The following is a 20321-nucleotide window of genomic DNA, read 5'->3' on the forward strand; positions in this document are numbered from 1 at the left end:
GAGCCCCAACCACCACACCCTGAACTGAGTTACAACTTTCTCTACTGTTTCAAGGCGCCTCGCTCCGCTCGCCGCGCGCGGCCCGGCTCCCCGCCGGGCCCGCCGCTCCTGTCTCCGCCCCGCTCCGGACCCGGCTCCGCCGGCCGCGCAGGGCGACAGCATGCATGAACGGGGGAAACCCTCTGTGGCCGGGGCGGTCGGCTCCACGGCTTTAGGCAGCCACCATGGGGCGAGCCTCCAAGATCGGGGCCCACATCGTGCCATAGCGGGCAGGTCCACAGACCGCCCGATTCGCCAGAAGCTTACGGGCCCCGATCTCTCGCCCCATGGCAGCTCCCGCCCAAAGCCGCTCCACCGGCCTTGAGTCCCCGTGAGGCCAAGACTAGTTCCGGAAGATCGCTAATCCGACTTAGCTTCATTCAAAGCACCCCACTGCCGATCCTGCATCCCATAAGATCACTTTCCAGACGCCCGGGAGAGGCGGTCTCCCCGAAGCTACACAGGGAGGGTGAAATGCTTAAGCAGGTAAAGCTCCGCAATTTCAAAGCTTTCGAGAACTTCTCAATCACACTAAAGGAATTCTCCCTTCTGGTCGGCCCCAATAGTGCCGGGAAAAGCACTATCCTTTCCGCGCTCAAGTTCGCTGAAGCATGCCTTCGAAGCGCTAAAAGGTCAAAGCATTCACTGAATCGTCAACACGGTGGGACTTGGGTTCAGGGATATCCAATTCCACTCAAAGAATTCGAACTCCTCAACGAGAGTGTTCGTCACGAGTTCAGGGAAACGAACGAAACGACTCTGGAGCTGATCTGGGAAAATGGATGCAGGCTACGAGCAGTCTGGCCCAAAGAGGACTACGAAACTGACGGCACTCCCTTTTTCTACCTGCTGGATACAACAGGGCGCACCCCTCGATCTGTAAAGCAGGTGAGAGAGGACTACACTCCAATCGGAATCATTCCAGCACTTACTCCGCTAGAGCATGAGGAGGAGTTCCTTACCGTAGAACACGTCAGGAAGAACCTGACGTCACGGCTCAGCAGCCGTCACTTCAGGAATCAACTGCGAATTCTAAACTCCAGTAGTGACGAGTGGCAGGATTTTCTTGAATTCGCGGAACCATGGATGGGGGGCATGCGTATCTCGGAACCGGTAGTCCAATACGGGCCCGAGTCGAGCATTGACGTCTTCTATACAGAACCGGGAAGCGGTCGAGAAAAAGAACTTGTCTGGGCCGGAGACGGGGTGCAAATTTGGCTTCAACTTCTGCTCCATATTTTCCGCCTCAAGGACTCTCCCACTTTGATCCTCGACGAACCTGAGGTGTTTCTGCACGCCGACCTGCAACGCCGACTTGTGCGATTGATCGATTCGCTCGGAATTCAAGTGGTATTGGCTACTCATTCTGGCGAAGTCCTAGCCGAGGCGGACAGTAAGTCAATCGTATGGATTGACAAATCCAAGCGAAACGCCATTAGGGCTCCCCGTAAGGAGGGAATGGAAACGCTTAGCGCATCCCTTGGAACCGCATTCAACCTTGGCATGGCGAAGGCTCTGCGCGCCAAAGGTATTGTTTTCGTTGAGGGTAAGGATCTGAGAACCTTGCGTATCCTCGCCAAGAATCTCGGATACACGAACATTGTTGCCGATATGGAATTGGCTGTTATTCCAATCAACGGCTACTCGAACTGGAATAGCGCCGAAGCCTTTGGCTGGCTAGTCAAAGACTTCCTGAAAGGCTCAGTCGGTTCGGTCATCATCCTGGATCGCGACTATAGGACGCAGTCCCAGGTTAGCTCGGTCATGGAAAAGCTCACAAAAGCAGGCATCGAATGCCATGTGTGGTCCAAGAAAGAACTTGAAAGCTACCTAATTTCACCGTCCGCGATTTCTCGAATCTCAACTTGCCCCCTTCCTGAAGTGGAGCGAGTCATGGCTGAAATTATGGATTCTATGCAAGGGGATATTTTCGCTAAATTGAATTTTGAACGTCAATCCGTGGAGCGATCGGGCAAGATGCATGAAGTGAAAATCACTGCGGCTACCCTTGCTGAATTTACGCCCCGATGGGCTAAAGTGGAATACAGGCGATCGGTTTGCCCGCCGAAAGAGATCATGTCGCAATTCAATGAGCATCTGCAGAGTAACGGGTATAAGGCTGTCTCGTTTGACGCCCTCGCGAAGTACATTCACCAAGATGAAATTCCTGATGAAATGCTGCAAGTCCTACGCAAGATCAACGCGCTAGCTAGCTGAGTTCGCCCGTACAGCAGCGAAGTACAGCAACTGCAGTAACCACCGACGCGCTGCATTGCACATCTAGGACCTCGGTGAAGCCGGTATGGCCGTCGCTGACCGATCCGGCTAGAGCTACGGATCAGAAGGTTGCAGGTTCGAATCCTGCCGAGTGCACAGCCAGGAAAGGCCCCCGGAGATCGTCCGGGGGCCTTTCGCGTTGCCGGGGTATCCGCGCCCGAGAGGCCGCCCGGGCGCCGTGGGCGTGGGGCGGGTGCGCGTCGGCATGGTCGTTGTGTGCTGCCCTGAGCCGGGGTGGCGCCGGGGGATGCCGGTGCGGCGTGGCAGGCGGGCGGGCGCGTGGGCGGTCGTACGCTGGCCGCGTGACGTGGTTGATCGTGGCGGCCGGCGGAGGGGGTGACGCGGTCGCCGCGTCGATGGTGGGCAGGGCGCTGTACGGGGGCGGGGCGCGGGGGGTGGTCCTCACCTACGCGTGGGACCGGCTGCTCGTCGATCCGGTGCCGGGGCCTCGGGGGCCGGGGGATTTCCGCGGGCTCCGGGAGATGGTCCCCGGGGTCCACGCGGTCACCGCCGAGAGCGTGGCCATCGCCCCCGCCGGCTCCGCCCTCCCCCGGCTCGCGCGGGATCTCCCGGAGACCCTGGCGCTGATCGACCCGCACCACGGGGCCCTGGGCATCGCCCGGCAGCTCGACCGGCTCATCCGCCATCTGGAGCCGGACTCCGTCGATCTGCTGGATGTCGGGGGCGACATCCTCGCCCGGGGCGATGAGCCGGCGCTCCGGAGCCCGCTCGCCGACGCGCTCACCCTGGCGGCCTGCTCGCAGGCCGGAGCGCCCGCGCGGCTGCTGGTCGCCGGGCCGGGGCTGGACGGGGAGCTGGACGCCGGGGAGCTGCGGGGGCTCCTCGGGCGGAACGTCCTCACCCTGGCCCCCGGGCATGTCGAGGCGATCGCCCACGTCCTGGAGTGGCACCCCTCCGAGGCCACCGCCCTGCTCGCCGCCACGGCCCGGGAGCTGCGCGGGCTCTGCGAGATCCGGGGCGCCGGGCTCCCCGTGCCCCTCACCGACGAGGGCCCCACCGTCCACGAAGTCGGCCTCGGCACCGCCCTGGAGCGCAACCGGCCGGCCCGCGCCATCGCCGCCACCACGACGCTCGCTGAGGCGGAACGGCTCACCCGCGACATCTGCGGCTTCTCCGAGATCGACGGCGAACGGGAGAAGGCCGCCCGGCTCGGCACCCGTCCGGCACGGGCACTCGACCCCGCCGCCGCCCTCGCCCGGGTCGCCGACTACGAACACCGCGCCCGCGCCCGGGGCGTCAGCCACACCACCTTCCGCCGCCTCGCCGAGGTCCTCGGGCTCCGCGGCGCCCAACGCGAGCAGCTCAGGGATCTGTTGATCGCCGGTCATCCGGAGCAGTACGCCGCCCCCCTCTGGCACATCCCGCCCCGGTGAGCGGGCGATGGTCTCCGTCCGGACCAGCGCGACCGCGCCGCGCGGAGGACCCGGCCGGTCCTGCCTTCCCCGTGCCGGGCACCACGGCCGGCACCGAAGGGGTCCCGGTGGGAGCGGAGCGCCCCCTCGCGGTGGGGGCGGAGCCCGTCGCGGGGAGTGTGAGAAGACCTGGGGCATAGTTCAGGCCACCGCTCCCATCTGCGGATCTCCCCTCTGGAGTGCGACGCTGTGACGCAGAAGCGCCTGGGGAGACGGCCGGAACCCGATGTACTGGCGCGGGCCGAGGCGGCTGGCTCCGGTACTGTGCCCGTTTTCGGTGGTTGCGGTGGTTGCGGTCACAACTGTGCGCCCGGAGGTGCGTATGACCTGGAGGTGCTCCGGGATCGGCTGGCCCCAGGAGGCGCGGATGGCCGTGCTGCGGTGGGAGGGCGGGCGGGTCAGCCCGCTCATCGCCGGGAGAACCCTGGGGTTCCGGGCGGAGGGCGACCGCGGCTGCGTCGGGGCGCGCGGGAACCCCTGCCCGGTGCGGGCCGTCGTCCCCGCGCGGGCCACGCGGGCGCGGTGCGGCGAGTGCGCGCGGCTGGACCGGGCGCACTCGGTGGCCGCCGACACCATCGCCGACGATCCGCGCACCTACCGTGTCTACCTCGCCTGGTTCGGCCCCGGCATGGTCAAGGCCGGCATCACCGCCGAGGAGCGCGGCCCCGCCCGGCTGCTCGAACAGGGCGCGGTCTGCTTCAGCTGGCTGGGGCGCGGGCCGCTCATGGCCGCCCGGCGGACCGAGGAGCTGCTGCGGAGCGCGCTGGGCATACCGGACCGCGTGCCGTACGCCGACAAGCGCGCCGTCCGCGCCCAGCTCCCGCCGGACCCCCGGGAGCGCTCCGCCGAGATCGCCGGGCTGCACCGGCGCGCCCTCGCGCTCGACGGCTGGGCCGAGACCCTGGAGCCGCTCGGCTTCGCGGCCGTCGACCACAGCGGCGCCTTCGGTCTGGACGGGCTCCCGCCCGCCACCGCCGTCGTACGGGAACTCTCCCCCGGCGGCGCGGTCGCCGGGGAGCTGCTCGCCGTCGCCGGGCCCGATCTGCATCTGCGGACGGCGGACGCCGAGATCGTCGTCCTCGACACCCGGCTGATGTCCGGCTGGTCCCTCATCGGGGCGGACTCCACCGCCGGGGTGTCGGTGCCGACCTCCGCGCTGGGGGTCGAGGCCGGAGGTGCCGGGATGCAGGACGGGCTGTTCTGAGCGAGGCCGGGCGCCTCGCCGTGCTCCGGGCCCCGGGGCGCCCGGTGCTTCGAAGGTGGCCCTCGCCGCGCGCGGCGTCCCCGTCGCCCTCGGGCCGGACCTCCCGGACATCCCCTGTCCGTACGTCCGTCAGCCCCACGCCCTGGAGGGTCCCGGCCCCCGGTGACGGCCGGCCGCCGCGCGGTCCACCGGCACAACGGGGCCCGGCTCGCGGCCCGGTGGCCGGCTCCCGGTACCCGCCCCGGCGGCCCCCGGCCCGGTTTCTCAGTCAATTCACAGCTGGGGGCAAGGCCGTTTTCAGGGCGGGGGCGCAGCCTGTCGGCCATGACCGTGATCTCGCCCCAGGGGCGTACCGAGGTGCTCAGGCCGGACGGGAGAGCTGTCCGGGTGCTCGTCGTGAACGGCGAGGCGGCGCTGAGCGATCTGCTGTCGATGGCCCTGCGTTACGAGGGGTGGGAGGTGCGCGGCGCCGGGGACGGCACGGGGGCGGTGCGCGCCGCACGGGAGTTCCGGCCCGACGCGGTGGTGCTCGATGTGCTGCTGCCCGACATGGACGGGCTGGCCTTCCTCGGCCGGCTGCGGCGCGAGCTGCCGGATGTGCCGGTGCTGCTGCTCACCGGCGGGGACGCCGCCGAGGAGCGGATCGCCGGGTTCACGGCGGGCGGCGACGACTGTGTGACGAAGCCGTTCTCGCTGGAGGAGGTCGTCGCCCGGCTGCGCGGGCTGATCCGGCGCTCGGGTGCCGCGTCCGCGCGGGCAGGGTCGCTGCTCTCCGTGGGTGATCTGACCCTGGACGAGGACAGCCACGAGGTCTGCCGGGGCGGGAAGTCCATCCATCTGACGGCCACCGAGTTCGAGCTGCTGCGGTATCTGATGCGCAACCCCCGGCGGGTGCTCAGCAAGGCGCAGATCCTCGACCGGGTCTGGTCGTACGACTTCGGCGGGCAGGCCAATGTGGTCGAGCTGTATGTCTCGTATCTGCGGAAGAAGATCGACGCGGGGCGGCCACCCATGATCCACACCCGGCGCGGGGCGGGGTATCTGATCAAGCCGGGGGAGGGCGCGCCCCGGGAGGCGCCGTCGCGCAACCGCCGGCCGGTGGGCGGGCCGGCGCGAGGACCGGTCGGCGGGCCGGTCGGGTGAGGCGGGAAGGGCCGGTGGAGTGAGGGCGGAAGGGCCGGTGGGGTGAGGGCGGCCGATATTCGCTCTACAGCGTAGAGCTGATCCTTGTACGGTGTACGAGCACACGCCTCGTACGCCGTATAAGGAGCTGCCCATGACGGCCGCCGCCACGACCACCGAACCGGAGCTGATCCCCGCCGGCCGCCACCCCCAGCGCTGGCTGATCCTCGGGGTGATCTGTCTCGCCCAGCTCACCGTGCTGCTCGACAACACGATCCTCAGCGTCGCCATCCCCTCCCTCAACCGTGAGCTGGACGCCTCCGCCACCGACATCCAGTGGATGATCAACGCCTACTCGCTGGTCCAGTCGGGTCTGCTGCTCACCGCGGGGAACGCCGCCGACCGCTACGGCCGCAAGAAGCTGCTGATGGCCGGGCTCGTGCTCTTCGGCGCCGGCTCGCTCGCGGCCGGGCTCGCCCAGTCGTCGGCGCAGCTGATCGCCGCGCGGGCGGGGATGGGGGTGGGCGGCGCGCTGCTGATGACCACCATCCTCGCGGTCATCGTCCAGGTCTTCGACGACAGCGAGCGGGTCAAGGCCATCGCCCTCTGGTCGACCGTCACCTCCCTGGGCTTCGCCGCCGGGCCGCTGATCGGCGGGATCATGCTCGACCACTTCTGGTGGGGCGCGATCTTCCTCATCAACCTCCCGGTCGCGGCACTCGCGCTGGTCGCGGTGGCCGTCCTCGTACCGGAGTCCAAGAATCCGCAGGGTGAGCGGCCGGATCTGCCGGGCGCGCTGCTCTCCACCGTCGGTATGACGGCCGTGGTGTACGCGATCATCTCCGGGCCCGAACACGGCTGGACCTCCCCGGAGGTGCTGGCCTCGGCGCTCGTCGGTATCGCGGTGCTGGGTGCGTTCACCCTGTGGGAGCTGAGGACTCCGTATCCGATGCTGGATATGCACTTCTTCCGGAACCGGCGGTTCATCGGGGCCGTCGCGGGCTCGATCCTGGTCGCGTTCGGCATGGGCGGCTCGCTCTTCCTGCTGACCCAGCACCTTCAGTTCGTGCTCGGGTACGGGCCGCTGGACGCGGGTCTGCGCACGGCTCCGCTGGCGCTCACCATCGTCGCCCTCAACCTCACCGGGTTCGGCCCCCGGCTGCTGCCGAAGTTCGGCACCCCGCTGACGATCGCGATCGGCATGGGTCTGGTCTCCGCCGGACTCGCCTCGATCGCGCTGCTCGGCGGGGAGAGCTACGGCGGGATGTTCCTCGGGCTCGTGGTGATGGGCGCCGGTATCGCGCTGTCGATGCCCGCCATGGCCAACGCGATCATGAGCGCGATCCCGAAGGAGAAGGCCGGGGTGGGGGCCGGGGTCAACGGCACTCTCGCGGAGTTCGGCAATGGGCTCGGGGTCGCCGTGCTCGGTGCCGTACTGAACTCCCGGTTCGCCGCGCTCGTGCCCAGTGTGATCGGCGCGGCCTCGCTGCCGGCGGCTCTCGCGGCGGCGGACGGCGCCGCCGAACGGGAGCGGATCTCGGAAGCCTTCGCCTCCGGCCTGGAGACGAGCCAGCTCGTCGGGGCGGTGGCGGTGCTGGCCGGCGGTCTGCTGGCGGCGCTGCTGCTGCGGCGGGCGGAGAATGCGGAACCGGCCGGTCAGGCGGCATAGCATCGGACGGACGGACGCGACCGGAGTGCCGGCTCCGCCGGACGCCGGCGCATCCGGTCGGTCGTCCGGCCGGACGACGGTCTGTCCGTCTGTCCGTCTGCCCGAGGGGCTACCGCTGAGGAGGGTGCGCGATGGTGAGTGCGGCCGACCGTGTGAAGGGTCCCGCCCGGACCAGTGTGTGGCTGGAGGACCGGACCGGCCGGGTCCGCAGGTCGCCGGCCCAGGCCGCCGGGCTGGACCGCGAGAGGATCGTCGAGGCGACGGTGCGGCTGCTGGACGCCGAGGGCGCCGCCAAGTTCTCGATGCGGCGGCTGGCGGCGGAGCTGGATGTCACCGCGATGTCCGTCTACTGGTACGTCGACACCAAGGACGACCTGCTGGAACTGGCGCTGGACGCGGCCTTCGGCTCGATCTCGCTGCCGGAGACGGGTGAGAGCGAGGCGGGGCGGTGGCGGGAGCAGCTCCGCGCGCTGGCGACGGAGTACCGCACGATGCTGGTGCGGCACCCCTGGGTCTCGCCGCTGGTGGGGTCCTTCCTCAACATCGGCCCGAACTCGCTGAGGTTCTCGCTCGCGGCGCAGCAGGTGATGCGGAACACCGGGCTGCCGTCGCACGGGCAGTTGGGCGGGCTGTCGGCGGTGTTTCAGTTCGTGTACGGGTTCGGCACGATCGAGGGGCACTTCATCGCGCGCTGCGATTCGGCGGGGCTGACGCAGGACGAGTACTACCGCGAGGCGATGGGGAGTGTGACCGCCGATCCGGCGCTGGGGGACTATCTCAGCAGCTCCGAGGAGATCATGGACGCGCGGGGCGGGGACACGGTGGAGGAGAGCCGGGAGCGGGACTTCGGGTACGCGCTGGATCTGCTGGTGGCGGGGATCGAGGCGATGGTGGCTCGCAGGTAGGGGGCCCCCGCCCCGCCCCGGCCCCGCCCCGCCGCCCCCCGGCCCCGCCCCGCCCCGCCGCGCCGCCGCAGAGTGAGGCGCGGGGTCCCGCGTGGGTGCGGGCCCCGCGTGGTGCGGATCGCCGTGGTGCGGGGTCCCGCGTGCCCGGCAAGATCCGGAAGAGACGACCTAGGCGGAGCGACCGGCCGGCGACGCCTTCTCCCGTACCGCGTCGCCCCTGAGCGCGACCTCCCGGATGAAGACCGTCACCACACACGCCACCAGCGCGAAGGGCGCCGAGTAGAGGAAGACATCCGCCACCCCGTTCCCGTACGCGCTCTCCATCACCGCGCGCACCGGCTCCGGCAGCGCCGCCAGATCGGGGATGCCGCCCCCGGCGGCGCCTCCGTCGCCCAGGGCGGCGGCCTCCGGGCCGAGCCTCGCCATGCCGTCCTCGACATAGTGGCCGACACGGGTCCCCAGCACCGCGCCCAGCGCGGAGACGCCGATGGCGCCGCCGAGGGAGCGGAAGAAGACCACGACGGACGAGGCGGCGCCCAGGTCCTCGGGCGCGACCTGGTTCTGGGTGCAGAGCACCAGGTTCTGCATCATCATGCCGAGCCCGAGCCCCAGGACCGCCATGGACGAGGCGAGGTACCAGACCGGGGTGTCGTGCCGGATGACCCCCAGCAGCGCGAGACCCGCCGTCGTCAGCGCGCCGCCGACGACCAGCCAGGCCTTCCAGCGTCCCGTCCTGGTGATGATCAGACCGGAGGCCGTGGAGGAGAGGAAGAGCCCCGCGATCATCGGGATCGTCATCACCCCGGACATCGTCGGGGACAGCCCCCGCGCCAGCTGGAAGTACTGGCTGAAGAAGACCGTGCCCGCGAACATCGCGACACCGACGAAGAGCGAGGCCACCGACGCCAGGGTGATGGTCCGGTTCCGGAACAGCCGCAGCGGAATGATCGGGTCGCTCGCCCGCGCCTCGGTGACCAGGAAGCCCGCGCCGAGCGCGACCGCCCCGCCGACCAGGGCGAGGGTCTGCCAGGACGCCCACGCGTAGCTGTCCCCGGCGAAGGTCACCCACACCAGCAGCAGCGACACCGCCGCGCTGATCAGCAGCGCGCCCGTCCAGTCGACCCTGACCCGCCTCCTGACCACCGGCAGCTTCAGCGTCTTCTGGAGCACCACCAGCGCGAGCAGCGCGAACGGCACTCCGACATAGAAGCACCAGCGCCAGCCGAGCCACTCGGTGTCCGTGATCACCCCGCCCAGCAGCGGTCCGCCGACCGTCGCGACCGCGAAGGTGGCCCCGAGATAGCCGCTGTAACGGCCGCGCTCCCGGGGCGAGATCATCGCCGCCATGATCACCTGCGCGAGGGCGGTGAGACCGCCGACCCCGATCCCCTGGACCACCCGGCAGGCGATCAGCATCCCGGTGCTCTGCGCGAGCCCCGCCACCACCGACCCCGCCACATAGATCAGCAGGGCTATCTGCACCAGCAGCTTCTTGCTGAAGAGATCCGCGAGCTTGCCCCACAGCGGGGTGGTCGCCGTCATCGACAACAGCGCCGATGTGACCACCCAGGTGTAGGCGCTCTGACCGCCGCCGAGGTCGCCGATGATCCGGGGCAGGGCGTTGGAGACGATGGTGGACGACAGGATGGCGACGAACATGCCGAGCAGCAGCCCGGACAGCGCCTTCATGATCTGCCGGTGGGTCATGGGGGCGTCGCCGGCCTCGGGGGATGGCCCGGCCAGGCCGTCGCCGCGCACACCGGTGGGCGTGGTGGTCGCCATGGGTGGTCCTTCTCCTATCGTTGGTCCTCGGGGAGCGTGCGGCAGTCCCCGAAGGAGTCGCGCAGCCGGTCGAGCATGGTGATGAGCCGGCCGACGTCGTCGTCGGACCAGTCGTGGAGATTGCGGGCGAAGACCTCCGAGGTGCGCCGGTGCAGTTCGGCGATCATGTCCCGGCCCGCCGGGGTGAGCCGCAGCAGACGGGAGCGCCGGTCCTCGGGGTCCAAGGCCCGCTCGACCCAGCCGCGTTCGACGACATGGGCCACATGTCTGCTGGTCACCGACATGTCGATGGCGAGCAGATCGGCGAGCCGGCTCATCCGCATCTCGCCGTGGCGGGCGAGGAGGGCGAGCACGGCGGCGGCGCCGGAGGGGCACTCGACGGGCAGCCGGCGGGCGAGGGTGCGCCGGATGCCGCTGATGGCGCTGATCTGTCGGGCCAGTTCCGCGTACTGACTCTGTGCGGCCATGGCCGAGCCCTCCCCATCCTGTTGTTGCTTAGGGCAACCATAGATTCAGTTGGTTGCTGAAGGCAAACGAAAAGGCGGGCGATGGTGGTAAAGGAAGGCCAAAGCCCCCGAGACCGGAGCCGGGGCGCGCCCGGTGGGCCGTGCCCGGGGTTGGGCGCCGCACCCGGGTTCGCTAGGGTCGTGCCCCATGGCACACAACCCCCATGCGCCCCAGGGCCAGAACCCCCAGGGCAACAACGACCCTTCCGGCAGTACCCAGATGTTCCGCGCGTTCGTCGACGAGGGCGCTCCCCAGGGCCGCCGTCAGGCCACCGCCGCGCAGTCGGGACCCAAGGCAGGCGTGATCATCGCCGTCATCGCGGTGGTCGCGGTCCTCGGCGCGGTGGCCTGGCTCGCCCTGGCGTAACCACACCCGCGCGACAGTCCGCGCGGGGTCCGGCGGGAGTGCCGGGCGGCGACGCGGACGGTGTACGACTCGGTCCGCGCCGATCCGGCGGTGATCCGGCGGCGATCGGCGCGGGGCGGGGGACCGGTGGGATCTCGGCCGCCGGCCGGCCGGCCGGCCGGCCCGGGTGCGCGCCGATGAGGTGCGTACGGATGGGGCCGTCCCCGAAGTCACCTGTGCGGCACCGGTGGTGCGGAGCCCCGGCCTCACCTTCGCGTACCCGCCCGTCTGCCCCGTGCCGTGCGGACGGGGCGGGTGCCCTCGACTGCCACAGGCACAGGCACAGGCACAGGCATGGCTGTGCGCGGCCGTGGCGTGGCGCCGGGCCGGGTTTGAACGTCCAGCGGCACACCGGCGCGACCGCGCGCCGCTCGGCGGTACGGCCGTGGGTGCGCCGCCGGCTCCCCGGCCTTCCGCGCCCACCGCCGCGCGCCCGTCCCGAGCACCGCTTCCGTACGCGGTCAGCGCCCCGCTCGGGCAGAGCGCCGCCACCGCTGTGGCCTCCGGCCAGGGAGCCGATGGGCCGTCAACAAGAAGCGCCGGACGGGCGGTCGACCCGCGATCAGTCCGCGATCAGTCCGTCCCGGAGCTGGGCGAGGGTCCGGGTCAGCAGCCGGGAGACATGCATCTGGGAGATGCCGACCTCCTCGCCGATCTGTGACTGCGTCATATTGGCGAAGAATCGCAGCATGATGATCTGGCGCTCCCTGGGCGGGAGTTTGGCCAGCAGCGGCTTGAGGGACTCGCGGTACTCCACGCCCTCCAGCGCCGTGTCCTCGTAACCCAGGCGGTCGGCGAGGGAGCCCTCGCCTCCGTCGTCCTCGGGGGACGGGGAGTCCAGCGAGGAGGCGGTGTAGGCGTTGCCCACGGCGAGGCCGTCCACGACCTCCTCCTCGGACACGCCCAGCACGGCGGCGAGTTCGGGAACGGTCGGCGAGCGGTCCAGCCGCTGCGCCAGCTCGTCGCTGGCCTTGGTGAGCGCGAGCCGCAGCTCCTGGAGGCGGCGCGGCACCCGCACCGACCACGAGGTGTCGCGGAAGAACCGCTTGATCTCGCCCACGACGGTCGGCATCGCGAACGTCGGGAACTCCACGCCCCGTTCGCAGTCGAAACGGTCGATCGCCTTGATCAGGCCGATGGTGCCGACCTGGACGATGTCCTCCATCGGCTCGTTGCGGCTGCGGAAGCGGGCTGCCGCATAGCGCACCAGCGGAAGATTCAGCTCGATCAGAGTGTCGCGCACATAGGTGCGCTCCGGGCTGTCGACGCTCTCGCCGGTCTCCGCAGCCTGCGCGGTGTTCGCGGCGTCCAGCGCGCGCAGCCGCAGGAACAGCGAACGGGAGAGAGTGCGGGTGTCGATGGCCTCCGAGCTGTCAGGTGTGACAGGTGCGGGTGCGCTCGGTACGGGCGTGAGCGTGAGCACCTTCGAGCTGCCCTGTTCTACGGACATGCCACCCCCTTGAGGTCGCGTACGGTCGCGGTGGCCGCGACCAACGGAGGAACGCAGCCTGCACCTGAAATACCGGTCACAAGGCTGCGGCAAACGCGTCACCGGCAGAATGTCACATGTCGGCAACACGCCGAAGAGATTTGTCGACACTTCTTGAGGGGATCATCGCAGGAAGCAGGGGGTGCGCGGGGGTTGGGCCCGTGCAAAAACAATCAGATGGGGTATACCCGTTCCAGCTACGCTTCGATCCTGTTTGCGGATCGCAATCGGGCGAAGCTGCGGGCAAGGAGCCTTGACACATGCATCTGTGAGACGCCGAGTTCCTGGCTGATCTGCGACTGCGTCAGATTGCTGTAGTAACGGAGCATCAGAATCCGCTGCTCCCGCTCGGGCAGCTGCACGAGCAGATGGCGTACGAGGTCCCGGTGCTCGACGCCCGCCAGCGCGGGGTCCTCGTAACCGAGCCGGTCGAGCAGCCCCGGCAGCCCGTCGCCCTCCTGGGCGGCCTCCAGCGAGGTGGCGTGGTACGAGCGCCCGGCCTCGATGCAGGCGAGCACCTCGTCCTCGCCGATCTTGAGCCGCTCGGCGATCTCGGCGGTGGTCGGGAGCCGGCCGTGGGCGGTGGTCAGGTCCTCGGTCGCCCCATTGACCTGGACCCACAGCTCGTGCAGCCGCCGGGGGACGTGCACGGTGCGCACATTGTCGCGGAAGTATCGTTTGATCTCGCCGACGACCGTGGGCATCGCGAAGGTGGGGAACTGGACCCCCCGGTCCGGGTCGAAGCGGTCGATGGCGTTGATCAGGCCGATGGTGCCGACCTGGACCACGTCCTCCATCGGCTCGTTGCGGCTGCGGAAGCGGGCCGCCGCGTACCGCACCAGGGGCAGATTCGCCTCGATCAGCGCCCCGCGCACCCGGGTGTGCTCCGGGGTGCCGGGCTCCAGATGCTTCAGCTCGCCGAAGAGCACCTGGGTGAGGGCGCGGGTGTCGGCGCCTCGGCCGCCGGGGCGGAGAGGGGGGCCGGCGGCGGGGTCGAGAGGGTCGGGGGCGCCGGTGTCGGTGAGAACGTCCGGGTCGGTGAGTACGCCGGTGCCGGCCCCGCCGGGGGTGTCGTCCGGCGGGTCGCCGCCGGGCTTCCCCGGCCCGCCGGGCACCGCGGCCGGGGGATCGTCCGTGCGTTCGTTCTGGGGCAGCGCTTCAGGCGCGGTACTGGCCGGCACGTACGCCACCCCTTTGCGGTCATCTACGGTCAACTCATCAATCAAAAGCGGTCATAGCATCACAAGACATGTCCACTGTGTGCAAGCACCAGATAACACCGTGTTGAAGGCAAGTTGGGGTTCAAACCTCAAAAAGCCCCTTGCCGCAGGGGCAAGGGGCCGTGCCGGACGCTGTACGGGAAGGGGGAGCGCGGGGTCCGGGGGTCAGAACTCGTAGTCGGCGATCACCCAGCTGGCGAACTCCCGCCACTGTCCGGCCGCCGCCTGATGGGCCGGATGCTCGATATAGCGCTTCAGCGCGTCCTGATCGGCCACGGCGGAGTTGATCGCGAAGTCATGGGCGATGGGCCGGTCGCTGATGTTCCAGCCGCACTCCCAGAACTCCAGCCCGGGCACGAGACCGTCCAGCTCCTGGAAGGCCCTCGCCCCGGCGATCACCCGGGGCTCGTCGCGCGAGACGCCCTCGTGGAGCTTGAAGAGGACCAGATGACGGATCACAGGGGGCTCCTCACCGGGGGCGGCCGGGGCCCGCCGGGTCTAGTTGACCAGCTCGGTCATGAAGTCGCCGACGCTGTTGGCGGCGCTCGATATGCCCTCGAACCCTATCTGGACCAGGTCGGCGGCCTTCTCCGGGGAATTGATGATCGTGTACAGCACAAAGATGATCAGGATGTAGAGAGCGATCGTCCTCGCCTGGGCCATGTGCCTCGTCCTCCCCGATGATCCCGTGTGGCTCCCCTGGGACCTGTGGACCCGTGATCTCTCGGTGATCGTTGGAGAGTCGCGGAAGTCTAACCGAGCCTTTAAGGACCAAGGGCCCGGAGATGCGGGCCGTTTGCCGTCGGGGTGCGCGGTCGCGGGGGCGGACGATGGAGACGGCCCGCAGGGATCTGGCAGGAATGCCGGCGGGCCCCGGAGACCGGCCCCGCCCCGCGCGGCCCACCCCGCCGCACGTTCCCCCGACTGCGGCACCCGGGCCGGCGGACCGGTCTCCCTCACCGGGGGGAGCGGCCTCCCCCGATTCCGCTTCCCCCGACCCGGCGCGAAGAAGCCCCGGCCACCCCGGTGGCCGGGGCTTCCTCATGGGCCCGGCGCGCGCCCGGGCCGATGAGGAGCCCGGCCCCGGGCGGCGGGAGAAGCCCCGTCCCCGGACGGGAAGAGTCCCGGTCCCGGGCAGTGGCAAGGGCCTCGGGCAGCAGGAAGGGCCCCGGTGCGACGCACCGGGGCCCTTCATCAAGAGCGGTAGCGGAGGGATTTGAACCCTCGGTGAGTTTCCCCACACTCGCTTTCGAGGCGAGCTCCTTCGGCCGCTCGGACACGCTACCGGGAGAGAGCTTAGCCCAAGGTGGGCCGTGCTCTGAAATCCGTATCCCGGAAGAACGCGGTGAGCTGCTCCGCGCACTCCCGTTCCAGGACTCCCTGGACGACCTCGGGGCGGTGGTTGAGGCGGCGGTCCCGTACGACGTCCCAGAGGGAGCCCGCCGCGCCGGCCTTCTCGTCGCGGGCGCCGTAGACCACCCGGTCCAGCCGGGACTGGGTGATCGCTCCCGCGCACATCGTGCACGGCTCCAGCGTCACCACCAGGGTGCAGCCGGTCAGGCGCCAGCCGCCGAGCCGCTCGGCGGCCCGGCGGATCGCCAGGACCTCGGCGTGCCCGGTGGGGTCGCCGGTCAGTTCGCGTTCGTTGTGGCCGGTGGCGAGGAGGGCGCCGGACCGGTCGAGCACGACGGCGCCGACCGGCACATCGCCGGACAGCGCCGCCCGCCCGGCCTCCGCCAGAGCGAGGCGCATCGACGCCTCCCACGGGTCCCGTACGGGATCGCCCGCCCCGGATGGTGCCTCGGTCACTAGCGAGCGGTCTCCAGCACATCGGCGGCGCCCACGGCGTCCGCGATCTCCAGCAGCGCGTCCGTGTCCAGTGTCAGCAGCTCCTTCTGCGAGAGGCCGAGGTCGGCGAGGATGTCGCGGTCGCCGAGCGGCGCCGCGGGTACCGAGTCGGCGGTGGGGTCCGGGTCGTCGTCGGCGTCGTCCGCCGGCGGCTCGCCGTCCTCCGTACCGTCGAGGTCGAGTGCGTCCAGTTCGTCGGCGGGGTCGCCATCGTCCCGGCCGAGCAGTTCATTGGTGAGGATCTCCCCGTAGGAGGAGCGGGCGGCTGCCGCCGCGTCCGAGACGAAGATACGAGGGTCCTCCTCGCCCTCCACCCGGACGATCCCGAACCAGGAGTCCTCCTGCTCGATGAAGAGGAGCACCGTGTCCTCGTCGAGCGAGGCCTCGCGGGCCAGGTCCGCCAGATCCGACAGGGTCTCCACATCGTCGAGCTCTGTGTCGCTCGCTTCCCACCCGTCATGAGTGCGCGCGAGCAGTGCGGCGAAGTACACCGTGACTCTCCCACTGATCAGAGGTGTGACGACTGGGCGGCGCGCTGATGCGTGCGTCGCCCACTCGGAATCGTGGCAGAAACCCGGGCTTTGCGAGAGGTCTTCCGTCGTTGCGTCGGCCATCAGTTCTCAGCCGGTGGTTTCTCGTGGAACCGCCGATCGGGGGAACGGCTACCAGCGGAAGGTGCGCATACGCATCTGCTGGCGCATGCGCGCCGCCCGTGCCCGCCGGGGCTGGACGCGGTCCCGGAGGGCCTTGGCCTCGTTCAGCTCTCGGAGGAAATGGGCGCGGCGCCTGCGGCGCTCCGCCTCGTCCTCACTCTCCTGCGCGCTCTGCGCCCCTGGGCTTTCCCGGGCGCGCTCCACGGCGCGTTGCGCCTGCTCGCGCTCCTGTTCGGGATGCTCGGGTTCCGGCATCGGGCACACCACCCCACGGCTGGACGTCTGCCTCCACCTTCCCTCCAGAGGCTGCCTTGATGCGAGCCGGGCTACTGTTGACGGCATGCGGATCCATGTCGTCGACCACCCGCTGGTGGCGCACAAACTCACCACACTGCGCGACCGGCGCACCGACTCCCCGACCTTCCGGCGGCTCGCCGACGAACTGGTCACACTCCTCGCCTACGAGGCGACCAGGGATGTGCGCACCGAGCAGGTGGACATCGACACCCCGGTGGTCCGTACGACCGGGGTGAAGCTGTCGCACCCGCGCCCGCTGGTGGTGCCGATCCTGCGCGCCGGGCTCGGGATGCTCGACGGGATGGTGCGGCTGCTGCCGACCGCGGAGGTCGGCTTCCTCGGGATGATCCGCAACGAGGAGACGCTGGAGGCGTCGACCTACGCGACGCGGATGCCGGAGGATCTGTCCGGGCGCCAGGTGTACGTCCTGGACCCGATGCTGGCGACCGGGGGGACGCTGGTCGCGGCGATCCGCGAGCTGATCAAGCGCGGGGCGGACGATGTGACGGCCGTGGTGCTGCTGGCGGCGCCGGAAGGGGTCGAGGTCATGGAGCGGGAGTTGGCCGGCGCGCCGGTGACGGTGGTGACGGCGGCCGTGGACGAGAGGCTGAACGAGCAGGGGTACATCGTGCCCGGGCTCGGGGACGCGGGGGACCGGATGTACGGCACCGCGGAGTAGCGGCCTCCGGCTCGGACCGCCCCTCCCCGCCCTCCCCCGCGCCGCGCGGGGGAGGGCGGCTCAGCATTTGCGCTTGACCGGCGGGGGCGGGTTCACCAGGGTGGTGAGGGCGCGGTCCGCCGCGGGCTTGGGGGAGAGGGTGGTGAAGGCCGACCCGAGGATCAGATCCACATCCTTCGTCCTGCGGGTGTCCGTCTTGGTCGTGGCGCCCTTCACCTGGGTGCCCAGGACCAGGAACGGGCCCTTCGCCGACGTCGGCGCGCCCAGCAGCAGCCCCGCGCCCTTCACCTTCTTGTCGTAGGCCGCCGGCGCGTTCCCCACCTTCCCGATGGTGAACCCGCGCTTCTTCAGCTCCTCCGCCGCCGCCTTCGCCAGCCCTCCGCGCGGGGTGGCGTTGTAGACGTTCACCGTCACCTGCCGGGGGCCGAGCTTCACGGGTGGCGCCGCCGAGGTCTTCGGGGCCGGCTTGCAGTCCGCGGCGCGGGCCGCGGACGCCTTCTTCTCGTCGCCGGTGAAGACATCGATGAGCTGCACCGTTCCCCAGCCGGCCAGCCCCAGCGCGACCGTCGCGGCGATCAGCGCCGTCACGATTCTGCGGCGCTTGCGTGGGCGTCGCATCCGCGGGTACGTGTCGCCCGTGACGCGGTACTTTCCGCCCATGCCGGGAGGAGTCAGCATGCTCATGGGCGCAGCGTAGTGCGGCCCGGGGGTCGTGCCTACAAGATGATCAATCGATTGCGCCCGTACGGTCCCCGAATGAGCCCGAAAGGGTCAGTCGAAGGACCTGCTCAGCCCAGTTCGAGAACGCGCGCGTGCAGCACCTGGCGCTGCTGGAGCGCCGCGCGCACCGCGCGGTGCAGGCCGTCCTCCAGATAGAGGTCGCCCTGCCACTTCACGACATGCGCGAAGAGGTCGCCGTAGAAGGTGGAGTCCTCGGCGAGCAGCGTCTCCAGATCGAGCTGGCCCTTGGTGGTCACCAGCTGATCGAGACGGACCGGGCGCGGCGCCACATCAGCCCACTGCCGGGTGCTTTCCCGGCCATGGTCGGGATAAGGCCGTCCGTTTCCGATGCGCTTGAAGATCACACGGAAAGCCTACCGGGCGAGCACCTCCGGGCGCAGCCTCGGCGACCGAGTGCGATCCTGGGCAAAACTCCTCAGATACGGAGAATCAGGGGTCCTTCATGTCCGAGAGCATGCCGCCGCCCGCGCAGGAAATCGCCTCGGGATACGCCATCGAAGGGCCCGCGCTCGAACTCGGGGCCCTGCTGTGGGACGGGCGGTGTCTGCCCGGCGCCCCGATCCGGATTCCGCTGGCGATGCTCAACCGGCACGGGCTGGTCGCCGGGGCCACGGGCACCGGCAAGACCAAGACCCTCCAGCTGATCGCCGAACAGCTCTCGGCGAACGGGGTGCCGGTCTTCCTCGCCGACATCAAGGGCGATGTCTCGGGCATCTCCGCCCCCGGCCGCCCCGGCGACCGGGTCGCCGCCCGCGCCGGTCAGGTCGGACAGGAGTGGGTGGCGCAGGGGTTCCCGGCGGAGTTCTTCAGTCTGGGCGGGATCGGCCCGGGCATCCCGATCCGGGCGACGGTGACCGACTTCGGGCCCGTGCTCCTCTCCAAGGTGCTCCAGCTCAACCGGACCCAGGAGCAGTCGCTCGGGCTGATCTTCCACTACGCCGATGCCAAGGGGCTCGAACTGCTGGACCTCAAGGACCTCCGGGCGGTGGTCGCCTTTCTGGTCTCCGACGAGGGGAGGGCCGAGCTGACCGGGATCGGCGGACTCTCCGCCGCCACCGCCGGGGTGATCCTCCGTTCGCTCACCGCCTTCGAGCAGCAGGGCGCGGCGGAGTTCTTCGGGGAGCCGGAGTTCGACACGGGCGAGCTGCTGCGGACCGCGCCGGACGGGCGCGGTCTGGTCTCGGTGCTGGAGCTGGCGGCGGTGCGGGACAAGCCGCAGCTCTTCTCGACGTTTCTGATGTGGCTGCTGGCGGATCTCTTCCACGATCTGCCGGAGGCGGGCGATCTGGACCAGCCGAAGCTGGTCTTCTTCCTCGACGAGGCGCATCTGCTCTTCACGGGCGCCTCGCCGGCGTTTCTGGAGTCGATCACCCAGACCGTGCGGCTGATTCGCTCGAAAGGGGTCGGGGTGTTCTTTGTGACCCAGACGCCCCGGGATGTGCCGTCCGAGGTGCTGGCGCAGCTCGGCAACCGGGTGCAGCACGCGCTGCGGGCGTTCACCCCGGAGGACGACAAGGCCCTGAAGGCGACGGTGCGGACCTTCCCGAACTCGGCGTACGACCTGGAGGAGGTGCTCACCGCGCTCGGCACGGGCGAGGCGGTGATCACCGTGCTGAGCGAGTCGGGCGCCCCGACCCCGGTGGCGGCGACCCGGCTGCGGGCGCCGCAGTCGCTGATGGGGCCGGTCGAGGCGGAGGCGCTGGAGTCCGCGGTGCGGGCCTCGCCGCTGTACGGGCGGTACGCCCAGGCCGTGGACCGCGAGTCCGCCTACGAGAAGTTGAGCGGGAGGGAGGACCGGGAGAACCGGGAGAACCGGGAGGGGAAGGAGGGGAAGGACGGGAAGGGGGAGGAGGGAGAAGGGGCCGCGGCCCCGAGCCAGGGGTCCCTGGTGCGGCAGGTCGTGGGCAGCGGGGTCTTCCGCTCCCTGGCCCGCTCGGTCGGCACCCAGATCGGGCGGGAGATCACCCGCTCCCTCTTCGGCACCACCCGCCGGCGGAGATAGCGCCGGCCGCCGGCCCCGCACCCCGGAGGGCGGGGGACCGGCGGCCGGG

Annotated in this window: 20 protein-coding genes and 1 tRNA gene; 9 read left to right on the forward strand and 12 right to left on the reverse strand. The window is 70.0% G+C overall.

Annotated elements, in window-relative coordinates:
• Window positions 1-513 precede the first annotated feature (513 nt).
• The 6 genes from ACWCRA_RS10925 (at window position 514) to ACWCRA_RS10950 (ending at window position 8649) form a co-directional block, all read left to right on the forward strand.
• Entirely contained in the window at window positions 514-2256 is a 1743-nt protein-coding gene (locus tag ACWCRA_RS10925) for an ATP-dependent nuclease (protein WP_451067272.1), read from the forward strand.
• A gap of 362 nt (window positions 2257-2618) precedes the next feature.
• Window positions 2619-3710: a DUF1152 domain-containing protein gene (locus tag ACWCRA_RS10930; protein WP_451067273.1), complete on the forward strand. Its 1092-nt coding sequence runs from the start codon at window positions 2619-2621 to the stop codon at window positions 3708-3710.
• Window positions 3711-4071: 361 nt separating this feature from the next.
• Window positions 4072-4953, forward strand: coding sequence for a DUF2797 domain-containing protein (locus tag ACWCRA_RS10935; RefSeq protein WP_351544956.1), 882 nt, complete (start codon window positions 4072-4074; stop codon window positions 4951-4953).
• A 324-nt stretch (window positions 4954-5277) separates the two neighbouring features.
• Window positions 5278-6096, forward strand: coding sequence for a response regulator transcription factor (locus tag ACWCRA_RS10940; protein WP_351544953.1), 819 nt, complete (start codon window positions 5278-5280; stop codon window positions 6094-6096).
• A gap of 133 nt (window positions 6097-6229) precedes the next feature.
• Window positions 6230-7744, forward strand: a complete 1515-nt coding sequence (locus ACWCRA_RS10945) for an MFS transporter (protein ID WP_451067274.1) — start codon at window positions 6230-6232, stop codon at window positions 7742-7744.
• Window positions 7745-7875: 131 nt separating this feature from the next.
• Window positions 7876-8649 (forward strand): TetR/AcrR family transcriptional regulator, encoded by a 774-nt coding sequence (locus ACWCRA_RS10950; RefSeq protein ID WP_351544947.1) that lies wholly within the window; start codon window positions 7876-7878, stop codon window positions 8647-8649.
• Window positions 8650-8817: 168 nt separating this feature from the next.
• On the opposite strand, the gene ACWCRA_RS10955 is transcribed toward ACWCRA_RS10950, so the two are convergent.
• Complete coding sequence (locus tag ACWCRA_RS10955) at window positions 8818-10431, reverse strand: MDR family MFS transporter (RefSeq protein ID WP_351544944.1); 1614 nt, start codon at window positions 10429-10431, stop codon at window positions 8818-8820.
• Window positions 10432-10445: 14 nt separating this feature from the next.
• On the reverse strand, window positions 10446-10898 hold the full coding sequence (locus tag ACWCRA_RS10960; RefSeq protein ID WP_351544941.1) for a MarR family winged helix-turn-helix transcriptional regulator: 453 nt from the start codon (window positions 10896-10898) through the stop codon (window positions 10446-10448).
• A 187-nt stretch (window positions 10899-11085) separates the two neighbouring features.
• On the opposite strand from ACWCRA_RS10960, the gene ACWCRA_RS10965 reads away from it, so the two are divergent.
• Window positions 11086-11304: a hypothetical protein gene (locus ACWCRA_RS10965; protein ID WP_451067275.1), complete on the forward strand. Its 219-nt coding sequence runs from the start codon at window positions 11086-11088 to the stop codon at window positions 11302-11304.
• 601 nt (window positions 11305-11905) lie between these two features.
• Here ACWCRA_RS10965 and ACWCRA_RS10970 read toward each other — a convergent pair.
• From ACWCRA_RS10970 to ACWCRA_RS11005, 8 genes are all read right to left on the reverse strand, one after another.
• On the reverse strand, window positions 11906-12793 hold the full coding sequence (locus ACWCRA_RS10970; protein ID WP_351544935.1) for an RNA polymerase sigma factor SigF: 888 nt from the start codon (window positions 12791-12793) through the stop codon (window positions 11906-11908).
• A gap of 236 nt (window positions 12794-13029) precedes the next feature.
• A complete protein-coding gene (locus tag ACWCRA_RS10975; RefSeq protein WP_451067329.1) occupies window positions 13030-14013 on the reverse strand; it encodes an RNA polymerase sigma factor SigF in 984 nt (327 codons plus the stop codon).
• 204 nt (window positions 14014-14217) lie between these two features.
• Window positions 14218-14511 (reverse strand): Dabb family protein, encoded by a 294-nt coding sequence (locus ACWCRA_RS10980; protein WP_351544933.1) that lies wholly within the window; start codon window positions 14509-14511, stop codon window positions 14218-14220.
• A 39-nt stretch (window positions 14512-14550) separates the two neighbouring features.
• Complete coding sequence (locus ACWCRA_RS10985; protein ID WP_351544930.1) at window positions 14551-14715, reverse strand: hypothetical protein; 165 nt, start codon at window positions 14713-14715, stop codon at window positions 14551-14553.
• Window positions 14716-15253: 538 nt separating this feature from the next.
• Window positions 15254-15338, reverse strand: a tRNA-Ser gene (locus ACWCRA_RS10990).
• 10 nt (window positions 15339-15348) lie between these two features.
• Window positions 15349-15804: a tRNA adenosine(34) deaminase TadA gene (gene tadA, locus ACWCRA_RS10995; RefSeq protein ID WP_351545158.1), complete on the reverse strand. Its 456-nt coding sequence runs from the start codon at window positions 15802-15804 to the stop codon at window positions 15349-15351.
• A gap of 56 nt (window positions 15805-15860) precedes the next feature.
• Window positions 15861-16391 carry a tRNA adenosine deaminase-associated protein gene (locus ACWCRA_RS11000; RefSeq protein ID WP_351544927.1) on the reverse strand — a complete coding sequence of 177 codons (531 nt, stop codon included), beginning with the start codon at window positions 16389-16391 and terminating at the stop codon, window positions 15861-15863.
• A gap of 171 nt (window positions 16392-16562) precedes the next feature.
• Window positions 16563-16808, reverse strand: coding sequence for a hypothetical protein (locus ACWCRA_RS11005; protein WP_351544924.1), 246 nt, complete (start codon window positions 16806-16808; stop codon window positions 16563-16565).
• An 85-nt stretch (window positions 16809-16893) separates the two neighbouring features.
• On the opposite strand from ACWCRA_RS11005, the gene upp reads away from it, so the two are divergent.
• Complete coding sequence (gene upp / locus ACWCRA_RS11010) at window positions 16894-17529, forward strand: uracil phosphoribosyltransferase (RefSeq protein ID WP_351544921.1); 636 nt, start codon at window positions 16894-16896, stop codon at window positions 17527-17529.
• Window positions 17530-17589: 60 nt separating this feature from the next.
• Here upp and ACWCRA_RS11015 read toward each other — a convergent pair whose 3' ends face one another.
• The gene (locus tag ACWCRA_RS11015; RefSeq protein ID WP_351544918.1) at window positions 17590-18213 is read right to left on the reverse strand and encodes a LytR C-terminal domain-containing protein; all 624 of its coding nucleotides are present in this window, start codon (window positions 18211-18213) and stop codon (window positions 17590-17592) included.
• 104 nt (window positions 18214-18317) lie between these two features.
• Window positions 18318-18614: a type II toxin-antitoxin system VapB family antitoxin gene (locus ACWCRA_RS11020; RefSeq protein WP_003955420.1), complete on the reverse strand. Its 297-nt coding sequence runs from the start codon at window positions 18612-18614 to the stop codon at window positions 18318-18320.
• Between the two features lie 98 nt (window positions 18615-18712).
• On the opposite strand from ACWCRA_RS11020, the gene ACWCRA_RS11025 reads away from it, so the two are divergent.
• Complete coding sequence (locus ACWCRA_RS11025; protein ID WP_451067276.1) at window positions 18713-20272, forward strand: helicase HerA-like domain-containing protein; 1560 nt, start codon at window positions 18713-18715, stop codon at window positions 20270-20272.
• Window positions 20273-20321: the final 49 nt, after the last annotated feature.

This window comes from Streptomyces sp. NPDC001889, from assembly GCF_053594535.1.